Source organism: uncultured Bacteroides sp., from assembly GCF_937912035.1.
In the GTDB taxonomy this organism is placed as follows: Bacteria; Bacteroidota; Bacteroidia; order Bacteroidales; family Bacteroidaceae; genus Phocaeicola.
In genome coordinates, this window is the sequence record NZ_CALDPF010000028.1 from 109440 (window position 1) to 128077 (window position 18638).

Here is an 18638-nt window from a genome sequence, read left to right on the forward strand (position 1 = left end):
TACACATCATATAATAAGTATATTAATAATTTTGCAGATATGAATAAACACTATAACAGTACAATTTAATTTCTTTACATTATGAAAGCATTAAATAAAGAAACAGCCGTAAAGGTTGTTCGTCCTGAACGTATCATTCAGTTTGGTGAAGGAAATTTTCTTAGATGTTTTGTAGATTGGATTATTTCCAACATGAACGAAAAAACTGATTTCAATAGTAGTGTGGTTGTTGTGCAACCTATTGAAAAAGGTATGATAGATATGATTAATTCTCAGGATGGTCTTTATCATGTAAACCTTCAGGGACTGGAAAAAGGTGAGGTTATCAATTCATACAGACTTATTGACGTAATCAGCCGCTGCCTTAACCCTTATACAGAATACCAGTCATATCTTTCACTGGCAGAACAGCCTGAGATGAGATTTGTAATTTCCAATACGACAGAGGCCGGTATTGCATTTGATCCTGCATGTCGTCTTGAGGATACTCCTCCAAGCTCATATCCTGCAAAACTTACACAGCTCCTTTATCACCGTTACAAGTTCTTTAACGGTGCTATGGACAAAGGGCTGATAATCTTCCCATGTGAGCTTATATTCCTAAACGGTCACAAGCTGAAGGAAACAATCTATCAATATATCGAACTCTGGAACCTCGGCGAAGACTTCAAGACTTGGTTCGAACAGGCTTGTGGCGTTTATGCTACACTTGTTGACCGTATTGTTCCGGGATTCCCAAGAAAGACTATCAACGAAATTAAGGAACATCTCGGTTATGATGATAACCTGGTTGTACAGGGTGAGGCATTCCATCTTTGGGTGATTGAGGCACCTGAAAGTGTTGCTGCAGAATTCCCTGCAAATAAGGCTGGTCTTAACGTGTTGTTCGTTCCAACTGAAAAACCATATCACGAACGTAAGGTTACATTGCTTAACGGAACACATACAATCCTTTCACCTATCACTTATCTTTCAGGTATCGATATCGTACGCGATGCATGTAAGGACGAAGTAATCGGCAAGTATATCCGCAAGGCCATGTATGAAGAACTCATGCAGACACTCAACCTTCCTGAAGACGAACTTAAGGCATTTGCTGCAAGCGTACTCGAACGCTTCGAGAATCCTTTTGTTGACCATCAGGTTACATCAATCATGCTTAACGCATTCCCTAAGTTCACTGCACGTGATCTTCCTTCAGTGAAAGAATATCTCATCCGCAAGGGTGAGCTTCCATACGGAATCGTCCTAGGTCTTGCAGCGCTTATCGTATATTACAAAGGTGGAAAACGTGCCGACGGTGCTGAAATCGTTCCGAACGACGCTCCTGAAATCGTGGAATACGTGAAGAACGCGTGGACTCTGTCCGACCTTCATGCTGTAGCTGAAAAGGTTCTGGCTGCTGATTTCGTTTGGGAAGAAAACCTTAACAATATCCCTGGACTGACAGATATGGTAGCAGATATGCTTAAGGGTATTGAAGAAAAGGGCATGTATGAAATGGTGAAGGAATACGTAAAATAAATCCCTGATGGAAAATATACTTCATATACACAGTAAGGACAACGTCGTAGTGGCGTTGTCCGATCTTGCTGCCGGTACAGAAATCGTTGTTGACGGACGTAGCATTACCCTGAAGGATGATGTTCCTGCCGGACACAAGATAGCACTTCAGGATTTCCATACAGGAGATGTGGTGGTGAAATACGGTTTTCCTATCGGTTCGCTCAAGGAAGACAGAGCTACAGGAAGCCTTATAAACGAGAAATATATCCGTACGCTCCTTGGCGAGATCAAGGACTATACATACAATCCTGCAGAGGTACACTCATGCAAGTCGGAAGGTATGGTCTATTTCAAAGGTTATGAAAGGAAGAACGGCGATGTCGGAATCCGTAACGAGATATGGATTGTCCCTACAGTAGGCTGCGTGAACGGGGTGGCAAACGAACTTGTCAAACTGTTCAATGAAAAGACAGCAGGCGATAAATCCGACAATTTCGACGGTATTCATGCCTATACACACAACTGGGGTTGTTCTCAGCTGTCAGAAGACCATGAGAATACACGCAAGATACTGCGCGATATGGTTCTTCATCCTAATGCAGGAGGCGTGTTGGTATTGGGACTTGGATGCGAGAATAATCAGGTTTCTGCTTTCAGGACAATGCTCGGCGATTATGACAGCGACCGTGTAAAATTCCTCGAATGCCAGAAAGTGGAGGATGAAATATCTGCTGGCATGGAGATTCTTATGGGCCTTTATGAGAATATAAAGAAAGATGTAAGGACAGAACAGCCTGTGTCAAAGTTGAGAATAGGTCTCAAATGTGGAGGCTCAGACGGCTTCTCAGGTATTACAGCCAATCCGTTGCTAGGTTTGTTCTCCGACCGTCTTGTTTCATACGGCGGTACATGCGTGCTTACAGAAGTGCCTGAGATGTTCGGTGCAGAGACAATCCTCATGGACCGTTGTAAGGACGAGGAAACTTTCCATAAAACAGTCAGTCTGATAAACAATTTCAAGAACTACTTCATAAAGAATGATCAGGTGATATATGAGAATCCGTCACCGGGCAACAAGGCTGGAGGTATCTCTACTCTTGAAGAGAAATCTTTAGGCTGTACCCAGAAATCAGGCTCCAGTGCAGTGATTGATGTGCTGGAATATGGTGACCGTATATCAGCTCACGGCCTTAACCTCTTGAGTGCTCCGGGAAATGATCTTGTTGCAAGTACGGCACTCGCTTCTGCTGGTTGTCACATGGTACTTTTCACTACAGGCCGCGGAACACCATTCGGTACGTTCGTACCTACAGCAAAAATTTCGACTAACTCAAATCTTTATAACCGCAAGACACGCTGGATGGACTTCAATGCAGGTGTTCTTGTTGAAGGCAAGACTAAGGAAGAGGTGCTTGATGAGTTCTTTGACTTTGTCATATTAGCATGCTCGGGCGCGTATGTAAAGAACGAGATAAATAATTACCGTGAGATATCAATTTTCAAGACCGGTGTAATACTTTAACCATATAAATAATTTACCATAAAAACATATAGAATGAACAATAATAAAATGACAAACTACCGCTGGTATGTATGCGCCATGCTGTTTTTTGCTACCACGGTAAACTATCTCGACCGTCAGGTACTCTCGCTTACATGGAAAGACTTTATCTCTCCTGAATTCGGTTGGACTGACGTTCACTACGGTACCATTACCGGATGCTTTTCCTTCGTATATTCCATTGCAATGTTTTTTGCAGGAAGAACAGTTGATTATCTTGGAATCAAGAAAGGTTACTCATGGGCTATCGCCCTCTGGTCGCTCGGTGCCTGTCTTCATGCCTTCTGCGGTATAGCTACAGCAGGAATAGTTCTTGACAGCTGGTCGATGACATTTGCAGGAGCACGTGAACATATAGAAATGGCCCGTAACGCTGGTACTGCCATGATGGGTATATCAACCGTGAGCATGTGGCTTTTCCTTATAGCAAGATGTATCCTTGCTGCAGGTGAAGCAGGAAACTTCCCTTGTGCCAACAAGACAATTTCCGCATATTTCCCTCAGAAAGATCGTGCCTTTGCTACCAGTCTTTTCAATTCAGGATCACAGATAGGAGCAATGCTTGCTCCCTTCACAATTCCTGTGATAGCCCGTTTTTGGGGTTGGGAAATGTCATTCCTTATCATTGGTCTTCTCGGTTTCGTATGGTTGGGAATATGGCTTAAGACATACGAGGCACCTGAGAAAAACAAGCGTATGAACAAGCTTGAGTTTGACTATATACGTCAGGATGATAATACGGTTGAGAATGATATTAAACCGAAAGAAGAACCAAAAGAAAAGGTGAACATCTTTAAGTATTTTACCTATCGTCATACATGGGCAATATTTGCTTCGCGTTTTCTTCCTGAAGGTGTATGGTGGTTCTTCCTTTTCTGGGCTCCTGCATACGTGAAAGACATCTATGGTTACAGTTCGGACTCCTTCATGGGTATGATGCTTATATTTACATTGTATCTTATTACCATGCTTTCAATCATCGGAGGATATCTCCCTACATTTCTTGTGAATAAGAAAGGGCTTACTCCGTTTGGCGGCCGTATATCGTCAATGTTCGTTTATTCGCTCTTTCCTTTGTTGGGTATAGTTGCACCATTCCTTGGAGTATACTCATGCTGGTTCCCTATTATTATCATCGGTATAATCGGTGCCGCACATCAGAGTTGGAGCGCAAACGCGTATTCCCTAGTAAGTGACCTTTTCCCTAAATCGGTTGTGGCTACGCTTACAGGTCTTACTGGTATGGTAGGTGGTTTAGGAAGTTTTCTTTTCAACCAGGGATCAGGTATCCTATTCACATATTCACGCGAGAGTAATATGTCTTTCTTCGGTTTCGAAGGAATCCAAGCAGGATACATGATAGTATTTCTTGTAGCCTCAGTGGCCTATATATTAAGTTGGTTTGCAGTTAAGAGTTTGACAGCAGACGTTAAAAAATAATTTTAAACATAATAATTATGAGAAATTTTATGGATGAAGACTTCCTGTTGTATTCGGACACAGCGAAGTATCTGTATCACAATTTTGCAAAACATAATCCGATAATCGATTATCACTGCCATCTTGAACCAAAAAAGATAGCAGATGACTATAAATTTTCTTCAATTACAGAAATATGGCTTGGCGGTGACCATTACAAGTGGAGAGCCATGAGAACAAACGGAGTGGATGAAGAATATATAACAGGAAAGTCAACTTCAGACTGGGAGAAGTTCGAAAAATGGGCTGAGACAATCCCTTACACAATGAGAAATCCTCTTTACCACTGGAGTCATCTTGAGTTGAAGACAGCCTTCGGTATCGACAAACTTCTCTCTCCTAAGACAGCACGTGAGATATTCGACGAGTGTAATGCGAAACTTGCTACATCTGGCTATACAGCTCGCAAGTTCATGGAGCGTTACAATGTAGAGACTGTATGTACTACAGACGATCCTGTTGATACACTGGAATATCACAAGATGATAGCTGAAAGCGGTTTCAAGGTAAAGGTTCTTCCTACGTGGCGTCCAGACAAAGCTATGGCAGTTGAGAATGCAACAAACTTCCGCAGCTATGTTGAGAAACTTTCTACTGTGTCTTCAGTATCAATCAGTACATTCAATGATCTGGTTGATGCATTGAAGAGCCGTCACGACTTCTTTGCAAGCATGGGCTGCCGTCTGTCTGACCACGGTATCGAAGAATTCTATGCCGAGGACTATACTGACGCAGAGATCAACGCAATTTTCAATAAGGTATATTCAGGTAATGAACTTACAAACGAGGAGATTCTCAAGTTCAAGTCTGCAATGCTAGTAGTATTTGCCGAAATGGACAATGAAAAAGGCTGGACACAGCAATTCCACTATGGAGCTATCCGTAACAACAATACACGTATGTTTGAGAAACTAGGACCTGATACAGGTTTTGATTCAATCGGTGTGTTCAATACATCAAAAGCAATGGCCAAGTTCCTAGACCGTTTGAATTCGGCAGACAAGCTTACAAAGACAATTCTTTACAACCTCAATCCTGCAGACAATGAAGTAATCGGTACAATGATCGGTAACTTCCAGCAGGGCCCTATTGCTGGTAAAATTCAGTTCGGTTCAGGCTGGTGGTTCCTCGATCAGAAGGACGGAATGCAGAAGCAGATGAATTGTCTTTCAGTTCTTGGATTGCTGAGCCGTTTCGTAGGTATGCTTACAGACTCACGCAGCTTCCTTTCTTATCCACGTCATGAATACTTCCGTCGTATTCTTTGTAACCTGATAGGTGAAGATGTTGAGAAGGGTGAATTGCCTGCATCAGAAATAGAGTTCCTCGGTCAGATGGTAAATGATATTTCTTATAATAATGCAAAGAAATATTTGAATCTGTAATTTATTATACTTTGCATACAGATTAGATAGATAGGATTACATTAATCAACAATCAGCCAGTAAGTAATCATTAGATGGTTCTTGCTGGCTGTATGTTTTTTTAAATATTATGAAAAAGGCATTAACAATAATTTGTCTGATATTATGTTCTGTATCTTCAATATTTCCGGCACAGCAATATAAAGACAGTATAGTTGTAGCAAGGGACGGAACTGGTGATTACCGTACAATTAATGACGCTCTGGAAGGGATAAGGGCTTTTATGGATTATAAAGTAAAAGTCTTTATAAAGAAAGGTATATATAAGGAGAAAATAATCGTTCCGGCGTGGCTGCAGAATGTAGAGTTTATAGGTGAGGATGTCCGTAATACTGTTATAACATACGATGATCATGCAAATATAGATAGAATGGGCACATTCAGGACTTATACACTTAAAGTAGAAGGTTCAATGCTGACTTTCAGAAACCTTACTATAGAGAATAATGCTGAGCAGCTGGGGCAGGCAGTTGCCTTGCATACGGAGGGAGATAAATTGAGATTCTTCAATTGCCGGTTTTTGGGAAATCAGGATACCGTCTATACCGGGCGTGCAAACTCACGTCTGTATTTCAAGGATTGTTATATTGAGGGTACGACAGATTTTATTTTCGGCCCCTCAACAGCCTTGTTCTTGGATTGTATCATTCAAAGTAAGAAAAATTCCTATATAACTGCTGCTTCAACTCCTAAGGATGTAAAGGTAGGGTATGTATTTAAAAACTGCAGATTGACTGCCGACGGTAATGTCACAAAAGTATACTTGGGGCGTCCATGGCGCCCGTACGCTGCAACAGTGTTTATCGATTGCGAAATGGGTAAACATATTTGTCCGGCAGGATGGGATAACTGGAGAAACCCGGAGAATGAGAAGACTGCCAGATATGCCGAATTTGGCAATACCGGTGACGGCTCTTCTATTGACGGGCGTGTAAAATGGTCCGGTAAACTGAAAAAAACAGAGGCTAAGCTGTATGATGATATTTCATATATATACTCTGTTGCTGACTCATGGAATCCTGATACTTATTAAATAATAAGTCCACATACAGCCAGATAATGATTGGCTGTATGTGGACATTTTGTTTATTTCCTTGTTTTTTGTTCTCTGTATTCGGATGGAGTCATACCCATTTTCTGCTTGAAGCATTTGCTGAAATATCTTGGGTCGTTTATTCCCACCATGTATGCTACCTGGGTAATGGAAAATTCGCCGGACTCTATCAATTTAATGGCTTTGTTTATTCTAACCTCCTTGATAAATTCTACAGGAGCAAGTCCTGTAAGTGTTTTCAGTTTCTTGAAGAATACAGAACGGCTCACAGCCATTTCTTTTACAAGGTCGTCAACTATCAGTTCACCGTTGTCTATCCTGCTTTCCATGAGTACCAACAGCTTGTCCATGAACCTTTTGTCGCTTGGCGACATTTCAGGAACCGATTGTTCATTCTCTTCTGACTTGTCATTTTCAATTTTAACTCCCGGATCAAGGAGTTTTTCTCTGTATGCCTGTTGTATTTTCAGCTTTCTTTGCAGAATGTTTTTTACTCTAGCCTTCAGATAAGTAGCACTGAAAGGCTTTGTGATATAATCATCTGCTCCATATTCCAGTCCTTCAAGCTTACTCTCTATAGCAGTCTTGGCAGTCAGAAGAATAAGTGGAATATGACTTGTTGTGATTTCTCCCCTCAACTCCTGCATCATTTGGAAACCGTCTTTAATAGGCATCATTACGTCGCTTATGATAATATCCGGTATATATTTTAAAGCTTTTTCCTTACCTTCTTCGCCGTTGGCTCCTTCTATGATGTGATAATCGTTTGAGAAAATACCACGTAGAAACTGTCTTAATTCAGAATTGTCTTCCACAATAAGCATCGTCTCTTTGCTGTTGTCCATTTCTTCATCTTCGTCTGCAGTTATGACGTTGTTATTAATACTGCTGTCAGAACTCGTTTCCGATGTGGCTGGTGAATAGTCAATATCATTTTGCAGGAATTCCACTTTGTCGTCATAATGCTCTTTACCTTTTCTGAAATCAATTTTAAAACAGCTTCCTTCATTCTGTTTGCTTGTTACTGAGATTTCAGCCTTATGCATATCCACAAAATCCTTGACCAATGACAGACCTATTCCTGTGCTTAGATGTGAGGTATTCTTGGTCTCTACATGATTTTCGAAGCGTACGAAAAGTTTTTTCTTTTTGTTTTCTGTTATACCCACTCCTTCATCTATTACTGATACGGATACAGTATCTTCATTCTCTTTTATCGCTATTTTTATGGCCTTCCCGTCGGGAGTATATTTGAATGCGTTCGAAAGGAGATTATAAATGATTTTCTCATACTTATCTGCGTCTACCCATAGGTATATTGCATTTTTATCGGTCTCTATACTGTATGATATATTTCGTTCTTTTGCTACTGCTTCAAAGTATTCCATTACTTTATGTGTGAATGAAACAATCTCCAAAAGCTGGACTTGCATTTTCATTTTCTTGTTTTGTATTTTTCTGAAATCAAGAATCTGGTTCACAAGTCTCAACATGCGGTTTGCATTACGTTCTACTACAGAAAGCTGTTCCCGTATCCCTTTGGGCAGTTCTTTGTCTTCCAGAATATTCTCAAGCGGTGCTGTAATAAGAGTCAAAGGGGTTCTTAGTTCATGAGAAATATCTGTGAAGAATCTGAGTTTAAGGTCAGTAAGTTGATGTTCCATTACAACTTTATGTTTGAGCCTGTATATTGTAGACAGTATATATACTGCGGTAAATACTATCATAAGTAATATTAGCACATATATCAGATATGCCAAAGATGTTTCCCAAAATGAAGGTAGAATCTTTATTCTGAGATTTCGTGTGTTATCTATCCATACACCGTCTGAATTAGTTGAGCGTACCTTGAATACATAGTCACCCTTAGGAAGGTTGGTATAAGTTGCCATTCTTTGTTTCCCCACATAATTCCAGTTTTTTTCAAATCCTTCAAGTTTATATGCATACTGTATGTCCGAAGGAGTGGTATAGTCTAAAGCGGCATATTGTATAGTGAATATATTCTCTTCGTGAGATAGAACCAATTGTTTTATATCATCTATTGTACATTCTTTAAGTGGTGCAGTGCCTGGCACAACAGTATTATTGGCTAGTAACAATTGTGTAAAAATTACCGGTGGCTCATATATACTTTTCTTTATTGAGTCCGGATTGAAATAGAATATACCTTGGCTGGTACCGAAAACCATATCACCGTTCGATAAATATTCTGATGAGGCCTCGCTAAAACGTATCTTGAAGCTTCGGTGTCTGTCCTGGAAGTTTTCAAAACGTTCGTCCTCAGGACTGAATTTAGTGAGCCCGTTTTCTGTACTTATCCATAACAATCCGTTCTTGTCTTCCTGAATGGACAGAAGAATGTCTGAAGGTAGTCCGTCCTTTACGGTATAAGTCTTGAAGGTCGCTTTACCGTCCGGTTTCAAATTCTCAATTTTGTTCAGGCCGCCTCCGAAAGTCGCTATATAAAGTTCTCCTTTTTTTGTAGGTGTTATCCAGTGTACATCATTGTTGCTTAATGTAGTTGGATCTTTTGGCGAACGCATGTAGTGGTGGAATACGGCATCCGAAGGGGTCTTGAAGTCAAGTTCAGTCATTACCAGTCCTCCGGTTGTACCAATCCATAATCTGTCATTAGCATCAGCAGTGATGTATCTTACTTTATTACATTGTTTTATTGGAAATCCTTTTAATGTATTTCTGTGATTAATGAATATATCTTCACCATTTTCATTTTTTGTGATATAGTTTATTCCATTTGAAAATGTTGCAATCCATATTCTGTTGTACTTGTCTTCGTAAATGCAGTATACATTATTGTCTGACAGACTGTATATGTTGTCCGGACTATATTTATATCTTGTAAGGCGGAATTGCATATTGTCTTCCGTAGGTTCGGCTTTGATTACTCCGGCTCCTTTGGTTGCAATCCACATTATTCCTTTACTGTCGCGCATCATATAATATACATTTCCTAATAGTGGTGTCCCTGACTTGGCAATTCTTCCAGTTTCAGTCATGTAACCTATTTCGTTGTACTTACTGTCGTAAATGCGTAACATTCCGTCTTTAAGTCCTATCCACAGATTCTTGTTGTATTCTTGATAAGCTCTTACCTCGTTACTTAATGTTTCGTAATTCGAATTTACAGGACGTTTGATTCTGAAATGCTCTGTTCGGAATGTTACCTTTTCAAGTCCTTTTGAATGAGTACATATCCATAGATTTCCTTGTCTGTCGGAGAATGCACAATGGATTTTGTTTGAAAAATGCCATTTACCACCGTCCATGCTGTTGTAGAAAGGAACCAGACAGTTCTTGCTCCTGTCAAAATACGAAAATCCGCCACCGTAAGGGTGTACCCAAAGAGAACCGAAAATATCTTCATGAATGTGGAATGCCGGACGCGACCTGTCTGTGCTGGTGGGCTCGGCATATACCTTTTCAGTTTTTATTTTATCCGTATATGGATTGTAATGTGCTACTTCACCGGTAACATTCTGCTCAAACCATATTTCGTCGGCACCATCAATGTAGATATTGTCTATTGTAGCTTTGGGCAGCAGAGATTCAGGAAAATGTTTATAAGTATCATTTCCTATGTTGTAGACAAAAAATCCGTCAGATTTTGAAGCTATAATGGCATTCCCTTGTCTTTCAATATATTTAATCCCAGTGATGTCCGATTCCACAGGAAGTTTTAGCGGAGTGAATATATTGCTTTCATTATTCAATATCCATACGTAACCATTGTTTGCTCCAAAAAAAAGCTTGTCATCACATTTTTCGGCTGTAAAGAAACTCTGTTTTTTCCCTTCAGTATCTTCTCCCGAATTGGTGTATTCGAAGAATACTTCAGGCTTGTCGGCTGATTTGTTAAAGCAGGCCAATCCATTGTCAGACAGTACCCATTCTTTGTCTCCTATATTACATACATCGTATACAATAGAAACAGGAAAGAGTTCACTCCCTGATGAATAGTATTCTGTAGTGATATCTTTGCTTATAGAATCTGTTTTAACTCTGATTGCTCCCCTGTTGTGGGAGAGTAGCCAGACATTGCCGTTGGGGAGAGTCTTTATTTTAGTGATAGGAATGTGTATTTCTGTGTTGTCGTTATTAGGTACATTCTCGAAAATCTCAGTACGTGGATCAAAACGGAAAGCACGTTCATCGTATGTAAGCATCCATATATATCCATATCTGTCAAGTTCCATGCAATCCACTCTGTTGTTTGTAAGTGCTATCTCATTGTCCAGAAATCCCTTGTAGGTATGGAATGTATATCCGTCGAACTTGTTGATACCGTTCCATGTTGAGAACCACAGATTTCCTTTTTTATCTTGAAGAATGTCCATAACGGTATTTTCCGACAGGCCATCTTCAGATGAGTAATGTGTAATAACGCAATCTGTCTGCGAAAATCCCCGGGCTATTTGTAGTATAAGAATTATAAATAAAAGTTTGGTTCTCATAATATTGTTCAGTAGTTATAAATCTATAGAAATTGTTATGACATATCATTGCAAAAATACATAAAAAACTCGTCTTTTTTATTAGATTTGCATAATAACTAAGTAATAAAATGATGAAGTACTTTTATTTTTTATTGTGTTTGTTTTATGTCGGAATTCTTATGGCCCAGAAAACGGTTAAAGAGTCTGAGATAGAGAATAATATGCCTGTATATTACGAGCAGATGAAGTCTTTGCTGACTTATCCGATGTCATGGCAGTCAAATAAGGCCAAGGATATTGAGGAATGGAAGATTCAGGCACGCGACATTCTTTTTGAATGTATGGATTTGGTACAGCCGGCTCCGGACGATTATGATATGCGGATAATAGATAGTGAGCAGCGCGAGGGCTACCGTGCTTTAAAGATAGAATTCAATATATCCAGGTGGGCGAGAGTACCGGCTTATCTGCTTGTTCCTGATGGTAAAGGCAAGTTCCCTTCTGTTGTCATGCTTCATGACCATGGAGCTCATTTCCTGATAGGGAAGGAGAAGATGGTACGTCCGTTTAATGACGGACAGGAAATAATTTCAGATGCCGATTCCTGGGTTGAGAAATGCTATGATGGCAGATACGTAGGTGATTATTTTGCCAAGAACGGTTATGTAGTTCTGTCTGTCGATGCATTATTCTGGGGCGATAGGGGTTGTGCCGAGGGTATTGATTATGATCGCCAACAGGCTTTGGCCTCCAATTTTCTTCAGATGGGAGCTTCGTGGGGAGCATATATAAATATGGATGACATGAGGAGTGTGGAGTTTCTGGCTTCTCTGCCTTTTGTCGATATGGATAGAATCGGTTGCCTTGGTTTCTCGATGGGGGCTTACCGTTCGTGGATGCTCAGTTCGATGACTGACAGGATAAAGGCTGCTGCTGCAGTGTGCTGGATGAATACTACGGAGTATCTTATGACTGTCGACAATAATCAGAATAAAGGAGGTTCTGCATACTCAATGCTGCTTCCGCGTATAAGAAAATATATGGATTATCCCCATGTGGCAAGTATAGCCTGCCCTAAGCCTTCGCTTTTCTTCAATGGAAGTCAGGACAAGCTTTTTCCGGCAGAGGGAGTTGCTGACGCATATAATCAGATGCGTCAAGTGTGGGATAGTGCTGGAGCTTCTGAGAAACTGGTTACCAAAATGTGGAATGAAAAACATTTCTTCAACAGGAAAATGCAGGAAGAGGTTTTGGCATTCTTCAATAAATGGTTAAAGCCCGAATAAATTATGTCATTCGGGCTTTAACATCTTATTAATTGTATATATTATTAGGGTATTATCTTATTTCAGATGCTTTTTTATCCAGTCCAGATGTCCACGCTCTGTCTCCTCTGATGTCCAGTGTTCGTTGATTGGAGTTATCAGTGCCTCTTTAGTGCATTCCAGTGTGTTGAATACTGCATAGCTTGTAGTAGGCGGACATGTGTTGTCGTTGAAACCCCATGTCATGAATGTATCTGCTTTAATCAGTCTGGCAAAATTCACTACGTCATAGTATGCCATGGTTTCCAGTTTATCCTTACTGTCCATTCCTTTTGTTCGGAAAAAATGCGGGTATCCTCCTGCCCGTCCTGCCTTGTAACCTGCCATATCGCTTAGTGCGGGATGATTTACTACGCATGCAGTTACGCGTTTGTCCAGCCCCGCTGCAACCATTGCCAGTGCACCACCTTGACTGCCACCTTGCACTATTACATTCTTTCCGTCCCATTCCGGTAAAGATGTAAGTAAGTCGATACAGCGTATGCATGCCAGATATACACGTTTCATATAATAGTTCTCTCTGTTGTCCAGTCCGTTCATCAGATAGCCGTTCTCCTTTCCGTTAAAGGCATTGCTTATTTCATTGAACTGTTCTGCATTCATGGTAGGATTGAGACCGTGTATCTCGAATTCCAGACGTATGCAGCCTTCTTCAGCATAATATTTATGGCGGAGAGGGTCTTTTATGGTCTTTATACCAGCTCCGGGAGGTGACAATACTACCGGACAACTCCTCGGTTGCACATTCTTTGGATAGAACAGATAACCGTAAACGTCCTGTCCACGGCTGTTCAGCTGAACTTTTATCAGATAGCAGTCTATCTTGTCCGTACAATATTCTTCGGCTTTCTTTTTGGTATATTTCAGAGGATATTTGGATGCTTCGTTTATATTTTTACTCCAGAAATCGATGAAATCGTCCGGCATTTTGGTATAAGGTTTTATTTTCTCAGGCGAAAATCCCACTTTTACATGGTGGCTGTATGTCCTTCCGTTTATGTCTACGCTGAAGATGCAGTCACGGAATCCGGGCTCTTTCATTGTACCTATGTTAATCTCCGCTTTTCCGTTCTTCAGTATGATGCTGCCTTTTTTGTCGGCTGGCATTAGTTCGCTGCCGGTTTCATAATTAACTGTTATTCCATCCTGTGGAATTCCGTATTTGAATAGACTGACATTTATTTGGGCATTTTCGCCTGTTTTATATATCCAGTCTGAATGGTCAGGTTCTGTCACCCATAGCAGGTCGCTCCTGTACGGATAGTTTTCCGCCAGGACCACGACTGTTGCTACACAGGCTATTATTATAGTCAATATCCTGTTTTTCATTCATCTATCTTTTTATGTTAAGTAGTTCATTACCGTTTTTTACGGGATTCCACCCGTCTGTTCCTGCCAATACTGTTTCAATATCGTAATTGTCAAGGTTTTTCAACTGTTTGGAATATGCAGCACGTTTATTAGGGTTTGCACCTTCGCCTTTACTCTGATATTCGGCATAGAATACAGTCTTTTCATTTTCTTTGTTCCTCCAGTTGTCCCAACCTTCCGGCATAATATGTCTGTCCATATCGCATCGTATGAATACGGCCTGTGCGTATGGTCTCCAAGGACGTGACAGATACACCTTGTCCACTCCCTCGTCAGCTGTAATTTTGCAGTCGTAGAAGACGTATCCGTATTTCTGTTCTTTGTCTGTCGAAGGAGCTGTCAGGTAGCCGTTACCAACACTGTGGATGTGGCAACGGTTGAATACAGCTGTCGACCACCCGAAAATAAAGTCTACAGTCCCCTCTATATAACATTCATCGTAATACTGTCTGCAACCTTTCCCATAGGTGTACAGTGTGTCCTGAAAGCCTAGGAAACGGCAGTTTTTGAAATATGCCCTGTCTGCACTTACGAAGCATGCTACAGCCTGTCCCACAGGACCTGAAGTGTTTTCGAAAGTGATATTCTCTGCATAGAAATCAGGTGCATATATATAACATGATGAAGAGCCAGACGTACCTTTGTTCTCCCCGAAGATGTTAGGTTTGTTCGCATAGTCATCAAAAGTAAGCTTTACCTCGCCTTCACCTATCAGAGATATAGCATTTTTGCTTGCCGGAATAACAATCTTCTCTTTATATGTGCCTTCCTTTACGAGTATTGTAGTCCTAAAGTTCTTTCTGTAATCAGGTACTGCGTTTATAGCTTCCTGAACCGTGAAAAAGTCACCTGATCCGTCTTTGGAAACTACCAAATCATAGTGGCGTACGTATTGTTGTAGTTCAGGTATTGCTTTGGTCACTGCTTTTACTGCCATTTCTGCCACTACAGATGCTCCGTAAACATTCAGATGTGTATTATCTTCTCTTCCGTCAGGCAATGCTGGTATGGTTTGAGGTTTTACCCACACAAACAGTTCTTTTGATTTTTCTGGTCCCATACCTTCAATCAGTTTGTGTGTAAGACTGTTCATGTCTATAAATACAACATTCAAATCATTAGCGACATTTCTTGGTGAATTAAGATATTCTCCATGTGTGTCAATCAGTTCTAATCCTTCTTCAACATTCTTTTGTTGGACATTAGTATCAATACCGGTTCTTATATCGTCCTGCTTTATAGCATCAGCCACAGCGTTCCCGTCAGCTTTGCCGAAATTACGGCGTACTATAGAGTTGAACAGTACAGGAATTCCTCCTTTGGCTCTTGTCTCTTCTACAAACTTTTTGAGATTTGCATCGAATGTTGTTCCCGGATCTGTATGGCGTTTCGGATCATCTTTTTCGTCATTATGGCCGAATTGAATGAACACATAATCGCCTTTTTGTATTTTTGATAGAACTACATCCCATCTGCCTTCATCAATGAAACTTTTCGAACTTCTTCCGTTTACCGCATGATTATCAATGGTGATATCGTTTGTGAAATATCTTGAAAGCATCTGTCCCCATCCTCTTTCAGGATTTTCTCCTTCTAACTTTTTATTTGCCATGGTCGAATCACCAATTGTGAATATCGTAATATTCCGTTTTGTAGGTGTGAATGCTGTCAGTGTTATGAGCAGTCCTAGTATAAATATTATTTTACTTCTCATAGTATTTATCTCCTTTATACTTTACTAACTTTTTTACCTGTTTATTTCACGATATTCCTGACTTCCTGGAGACGTTCCCATTCCAGACTGGCCATTATAAACGGACCTACTGCCTTAGGATCATTGTCTCTGATTTTTTCATTTATATAATAGTCATAGTCGCCCATGCGGTAGTTCTTTCCGCCAAGACCGGCTACAGCACAAGCTTTTGTTATGCTAATCAGGCCTTTGTCGTCTATAGTTATAAAGTTATCCAGTATACCTTTATATCCCTTTTCTGCTACTGCCAGATACGAAGGATCCAAATATCCTTTTCGTACAGCCTTGAACAGAGTGTATACAAACATTACCGAGCATGAAGATTCCAGATAATTACCTTCATCGCCGCTTCTGTCTAGGACTTGATACCACAGACCTGTTTCTTCGTCCTGCAGCCTTTTTATCTGTTCTGCAACTTTGTTCAGTGTAATAATCATTGAGTCCCTGCCCGCTTCGTGTTGTGGAATAAACTCCAGAGCATCAACAAATGCCATGGCATACCAACCCAAGGCACGTCCCCAACTGTGCTGTGACTGTCCTGTTACCGGGTCAGCCCATTTCTCTTTCTTGCTGACGTCGCATGCGTGTTTATACAGGTCTGTCTTAGGATCGTAGGTGTGGCGTGCTGCCATCAGAAACTGGTTGATGATATCCTGATAAGCTCCCACCTCATTGTTTCTGAAAGCATATTCTGCATAGAAAGGCGCTCCCATGTATATGCCGTCCAGCCATACTTGGTTAGGGTAGATTTTTTTGTGCCAAAAGCCACCATCCGCATTTCTTGGATGATCTTCAAACTGACTTCTCATCAGAGCAAGGGCTTTTTTGTATTTATCGTCTTTAGTTTGTTCGTAAATACGGAAAAGAAACTTCCCTGAGTTTACACGGTCTAGACTGAATTCTTCGCGCTTATACATTTTGATTGTTCCATCGGCGTTTACCATAGTGTCGGCGTATGCCAATGCATATTCATATATTTTTTCATTGCCATATCTGTCGTATACATCCAGCATTGCCTGTAGCTCCAGTCCGTGACAGTAGTCCCATTTCAGTTTGGGCTGGAAGTCAAGTTGCCATGATTCAGGCCATCTTTGCATCTCTGATTCCACCATCCTTACGGACCATGGTTTGTCTGTTTCGTTTTTTTGTACTTGTATCTGTGATTGTTGTTGTGTAGCTTGTGTGCAGGCTGTAGCAATAAGTGATAATCCCACAACCGCCAATGTGTAAATCATTTTATGTTTCATGGGTTAAATATAATTTTTTAAGTTCTTGAATACTATTTTCATTGTGACAAAAGTATGAATAACCGTTCAGACTTATGTGTACTTTCCGTTTCATAATGTATAATTTTTGGTTTTATTGATTTATTATTATGTTTGAGTTATAAAGTAAATAAAATAAGAAATGACACATCAGTAAACTAGTTGGTATGGAAAACTCGTTTGAAGGCCTGAAAAGACTAAAAAAAGAATGACAGCTCATTTGAATTAAAATGACAGCTCATTCGATATTAAATGACAGCTCATTATTTTCTAATGTTCGGTTCCCTATTTTTAATGCTCAAACTATGTTTTGTAACATATACCTTGCAAATGTGTTACACAAGTATAAATATTTCATTATTACGGATTTTTTTCTCTAATTATTAATCGCATTCAAATAAAATGTTGTACTTTTGTATCGCGAAAAAGAGGAAACAATATATCTAAAATAATAACCAATTTAATTCATTAGAACAATGGCAAATTTAGATCTTACCAAATACGGTATCCAGGGTACCGTAGAAATCTTGCACAATCCTTCATACGAAGTATTGTTTGCTGAAGAAACAAAAGCTGGTTTGGAAGGCTATGAAAAAGGTCAGGTAACTGAACTTGGTGCAGTAAACGTTATGACTGGTATCTACACTGGTCGTTCTCCTAAAGATAAATTCTTGGTAAAAGACGCTACAAGTGAAAACACTGTATGGTGGACTTCAGAAGAATATAAAAACGACAACAAGCCTGTAACTACAGAAGCTTGGAATGTATTGAAAGAACTTGCTGCTAAAGAATTGTCAAACAAGAAACTTTATGTTGTTGACGGTTTCTGCGGTGCTAACGAAGGTACTCGTTTGAAAGTTCGTTTCATCATGGAAGTTGCATGGCAGGCTCACTTCGTAACTAACATGTTCATCCGCCCAACAGCTGAAGAACTTGAATCATTCGAACCTGACTTCATCGTTTACAACGCTTCTAAGGCTAAAGTTGAAAACTACAAAGAACTTGGCTTGAACTCTGAAACAGCTGTTGTATTCAACTTGACTACTAAGGAACAGGTTATTCTTAACACTTGGTACGGTGGTGAAATGAAGAAAGGTATGTTCTCTATGATGAACTACTTCAACCCACTTCGTGGTGTTGCTTCTATGCACTGTTCTGCTAACACTAACATGGACGAAACTGAATCAGCTATCTTCTTCGGATTGTCTGGTACAGGTAAGACTACTCTTTCTACTGACCCAAAACGTAAACTTATCGGTGATGACGAACACGGATGGGACAACGAAGGTGTATTCAACTATGAAGGTGGTTGCTACGCTAAGGTTATCAACCTTGACAAGGAATCAGAACCAGATATCTACAACGCAATCAAACGTAACGCTCTTCTTGAAAACGTTACAGTTGATGCAGAAGGTAAGATTAACTTCGCTGATAAGAGCGTAA

The 18638-nt window shown here is 40.2% G+C and carries 11 protein-coding genes; 7 read left to right on the top strand and 4 right to left on the bottom strand.

Annotated features, from left to right (window positions below; translation table 11 throughout):
• The first annotated feature begins 81 nt into the window (after positions 1-81).
• The 5 genes from Q0486_RS05270 (at position 82) to Q0486_RS05290 (ending at position 7003) form a co-directional block, all read left to right on the top strand.
• Positions 82-1524 carry a tagaturonate reductase gene (locus Q0486_RS05270; protein ID WP_299230919.1) on the top strand — a complete coding sequence of 481 codons (1443 nt, stop codon included), beginning with the start codon at positions 82-84 and terminating at the stop codon, positions 1522-1524.
• 7 nt (positions 1525-1531) lie between these two features.
• Complete coding sequence (locus Q0486_RS05275) at positions 1532-3028, top strand: altronate dehydratase family protein (RefSeq protein ID WP_299230921.1); 1497 nt, start codon at positions 1532-1534, stop codon at positions 3026-3028.
• 33 nt (positions 3029-3061) lie between these two features.
• Complete coding sequence (locus Q0486_RS05280) at positions 3062-4507, top strand: MFS transporter (protein ID WP_299230923.1); 1446 nt, start codon at positions 3062-3064, stop codon at positions 4505-4507.
• 17 nt (positions 4508-4524) lie between these two features.
• The gene (gene uxaC, locus Q0486_RS05285; RefSeq protein ID WP_299230925.1) at positions 4525-5931 is read left to right on the top strand and encodes a glucuronate isomerase; all 1407 of its coding nucleotides are present in this window, start codon (positions 4525-4527) and stop codon (positions 5929-5931) included.
• Positions 5932-6040: 109 nt separating this feature from the next.
• A complete protein-coding gene (locus Q0486_RS05290) occupies positions 6041-7003 on the top strand; it encodes a pectinesterase family protein (protein ID WP_299230927.1) in 963 nt (320 codons plus the stop codon).
• A 53-nt stretch (positions 7004-7056) separates the two neighbouring features.
• Here the strand turns inward: Q0486_RS05290 and Q0486_RS05295 are convergent, their stop codons facing one another.
• On the bottom strand, positions 7057-11499 hold the full coding sequence (locus tag Q0486_RS05295) for a two-component regulator propeller domain-containing protein (protein ID WP_299230928.1): 4443 nt from the start codon (positions 11497-11499) through the stop codon (positions 7057-7059).
• 161 nt (positions 11500-11660) lie between these two features.
• Here Q0486_RS05295 and Q0486_RS05300 point away from each other — a divergent pair, with 161 nt between their 5' ends.
• Positions 11661-12767: an alpha/beta hydrolase family protein gene (locus Q0486_RS05300; protein WP_299230929.1), complete on the top strand. Its 1107-nt coding sequence runs from the start codon at positions 11661-11663 to the stop codon at positions 12765-12767.
• 57 nt (positions 12768-12824) lie between these two features.
• Here the strand turns inward: Q0486_RS05300 and Q0486_RS05305 are convergent, their stop codons facing one another.
• The 3 genes from Q0486_RS05305 to Q0486_RS05315 are packed head-to-tail and all read right to left on the bottom strand — an operon-like array spanning position 12825 to position 17042.
• Positions 12825-14135 carry an acetylxylan esterase gene (locus Q0486_RS05305; RefSeq protein ID WP_299230930.1) on the bottom strand — a complete coding sequence of 437 codons (1311 nt, stop codon included), beginning with the start codon at positions 14133-14135 and terminating at the stop codon, positions 12825-12827.
• A gap of 4 nt (positions 14136-14139) precedes the next feature.
• Positions 14140-15891, bottom strand: a complete 1752-nt coding sequence (locus Q0486_RS05310; protein WP_299230931.1) for a pectinesterase family protein — start codon at positions 15889-15891, stop codon at positions 14140-14142.
• A 41-nt stretch (positions 15892-15932) separates the two neighbouring features.
• A complete protein-coding gene (locus Q0486_RS05315) occupies positions 15933-17042 on the bottom strand; it encodes a glycoside hydrolase family 88 protein (protein WP_299230944.1) in 1110 nt (369 codons plus the stop codon).
• Positions 17043-17671: 629 nt separating this feature from the next.
• Here Q0486_RS05315 and Q0486_RS05320 point away from each other — a divergent pair.
• A partial coding sequence (locus tag Q0486_RS05320; RefSeq protein ID WP_299230933.1) for a phosphoenolpyruvate carboxykinase (ATP) occupies positions 17672-18638 on the top strand: 967 nt, incomplete at its 3' end.

What these genes read in the sequence shown, in the direction of transcription:
- uxaC (WP_299230925.1), top strand. Translation starts at nt 4,525, where the DNA reads ATGAGAAATTTTATGGATGAAGACTTCCTGTTGTATTCGGACACAGCG.
- Q0486_RS05315 (WP_299230944.1), bottom strand. Translation starts at nt 17,042, where the DNA reads ATGGTGGAATCAGAGATGCAAAGATGGCCTGAATCATGGCAACTTGAC.
- Q0486_RS05270 (WP_299230919.1), top strand. Translation starts at nt 82, where the DNA reads ATGAAAGCATTAAATAAAGAAACAGCCGTAAAGGTTGTTCGTCCTGAA.
- Q0486_RS05310 (WP_299230931.1), bottom strand. Translation starts at nt 15,891, where the DNA reads ATGAGAAGTAAAATAATATTTATACTAGGACTGCTCATAACACTGACA.
- Q0486_RS05300 (WP_299230929.1), top strand. Translation starts at nt 11,661, where the DNA reads ATGGCCCAGAAAACGGTTAAAGAGTCTGAGATAGAGAATAATATGCCT.
- Q0486_RS05290 (WP_299230927.1), top strand. Translation starts at nt 6,041, where the DNA reads ATGAAAAAGGCATTAACAATAATTTGTCTGATATTATGTTCTGTATCT.
- Q0486_RS05305 (WP_299230930.1), bottom strand. Translation starts at nt 14,135, where the DNA reads ATGAAAAACAGGATATTGACTATAATAATAGCCTGTGTAGCAACAGTC.
- Q0486_RS05280 (WP_299230923.1), top strand. Translation starts at nt 3,062, where the DNA reads ATGAACAATAATAAAATGACAAACTACCGCTGGTATGTATGCGCCATG.
- Q0486_RS05295 (WP_299230928.1), bottom strand. Translation starts at nt 11,499, where the DNA reads ATGAGAACCAAACTTTTATTTATAATTCTTATACTACAAATAGCCCGG.
- Q0486_RS05275 (WP_299230921.1), top strand. Translation starts at nt 1,532, where the DNA reads ATGGAAAATATACTTCATATACACAGTAAGGACAACGTCGTAGTGGCG.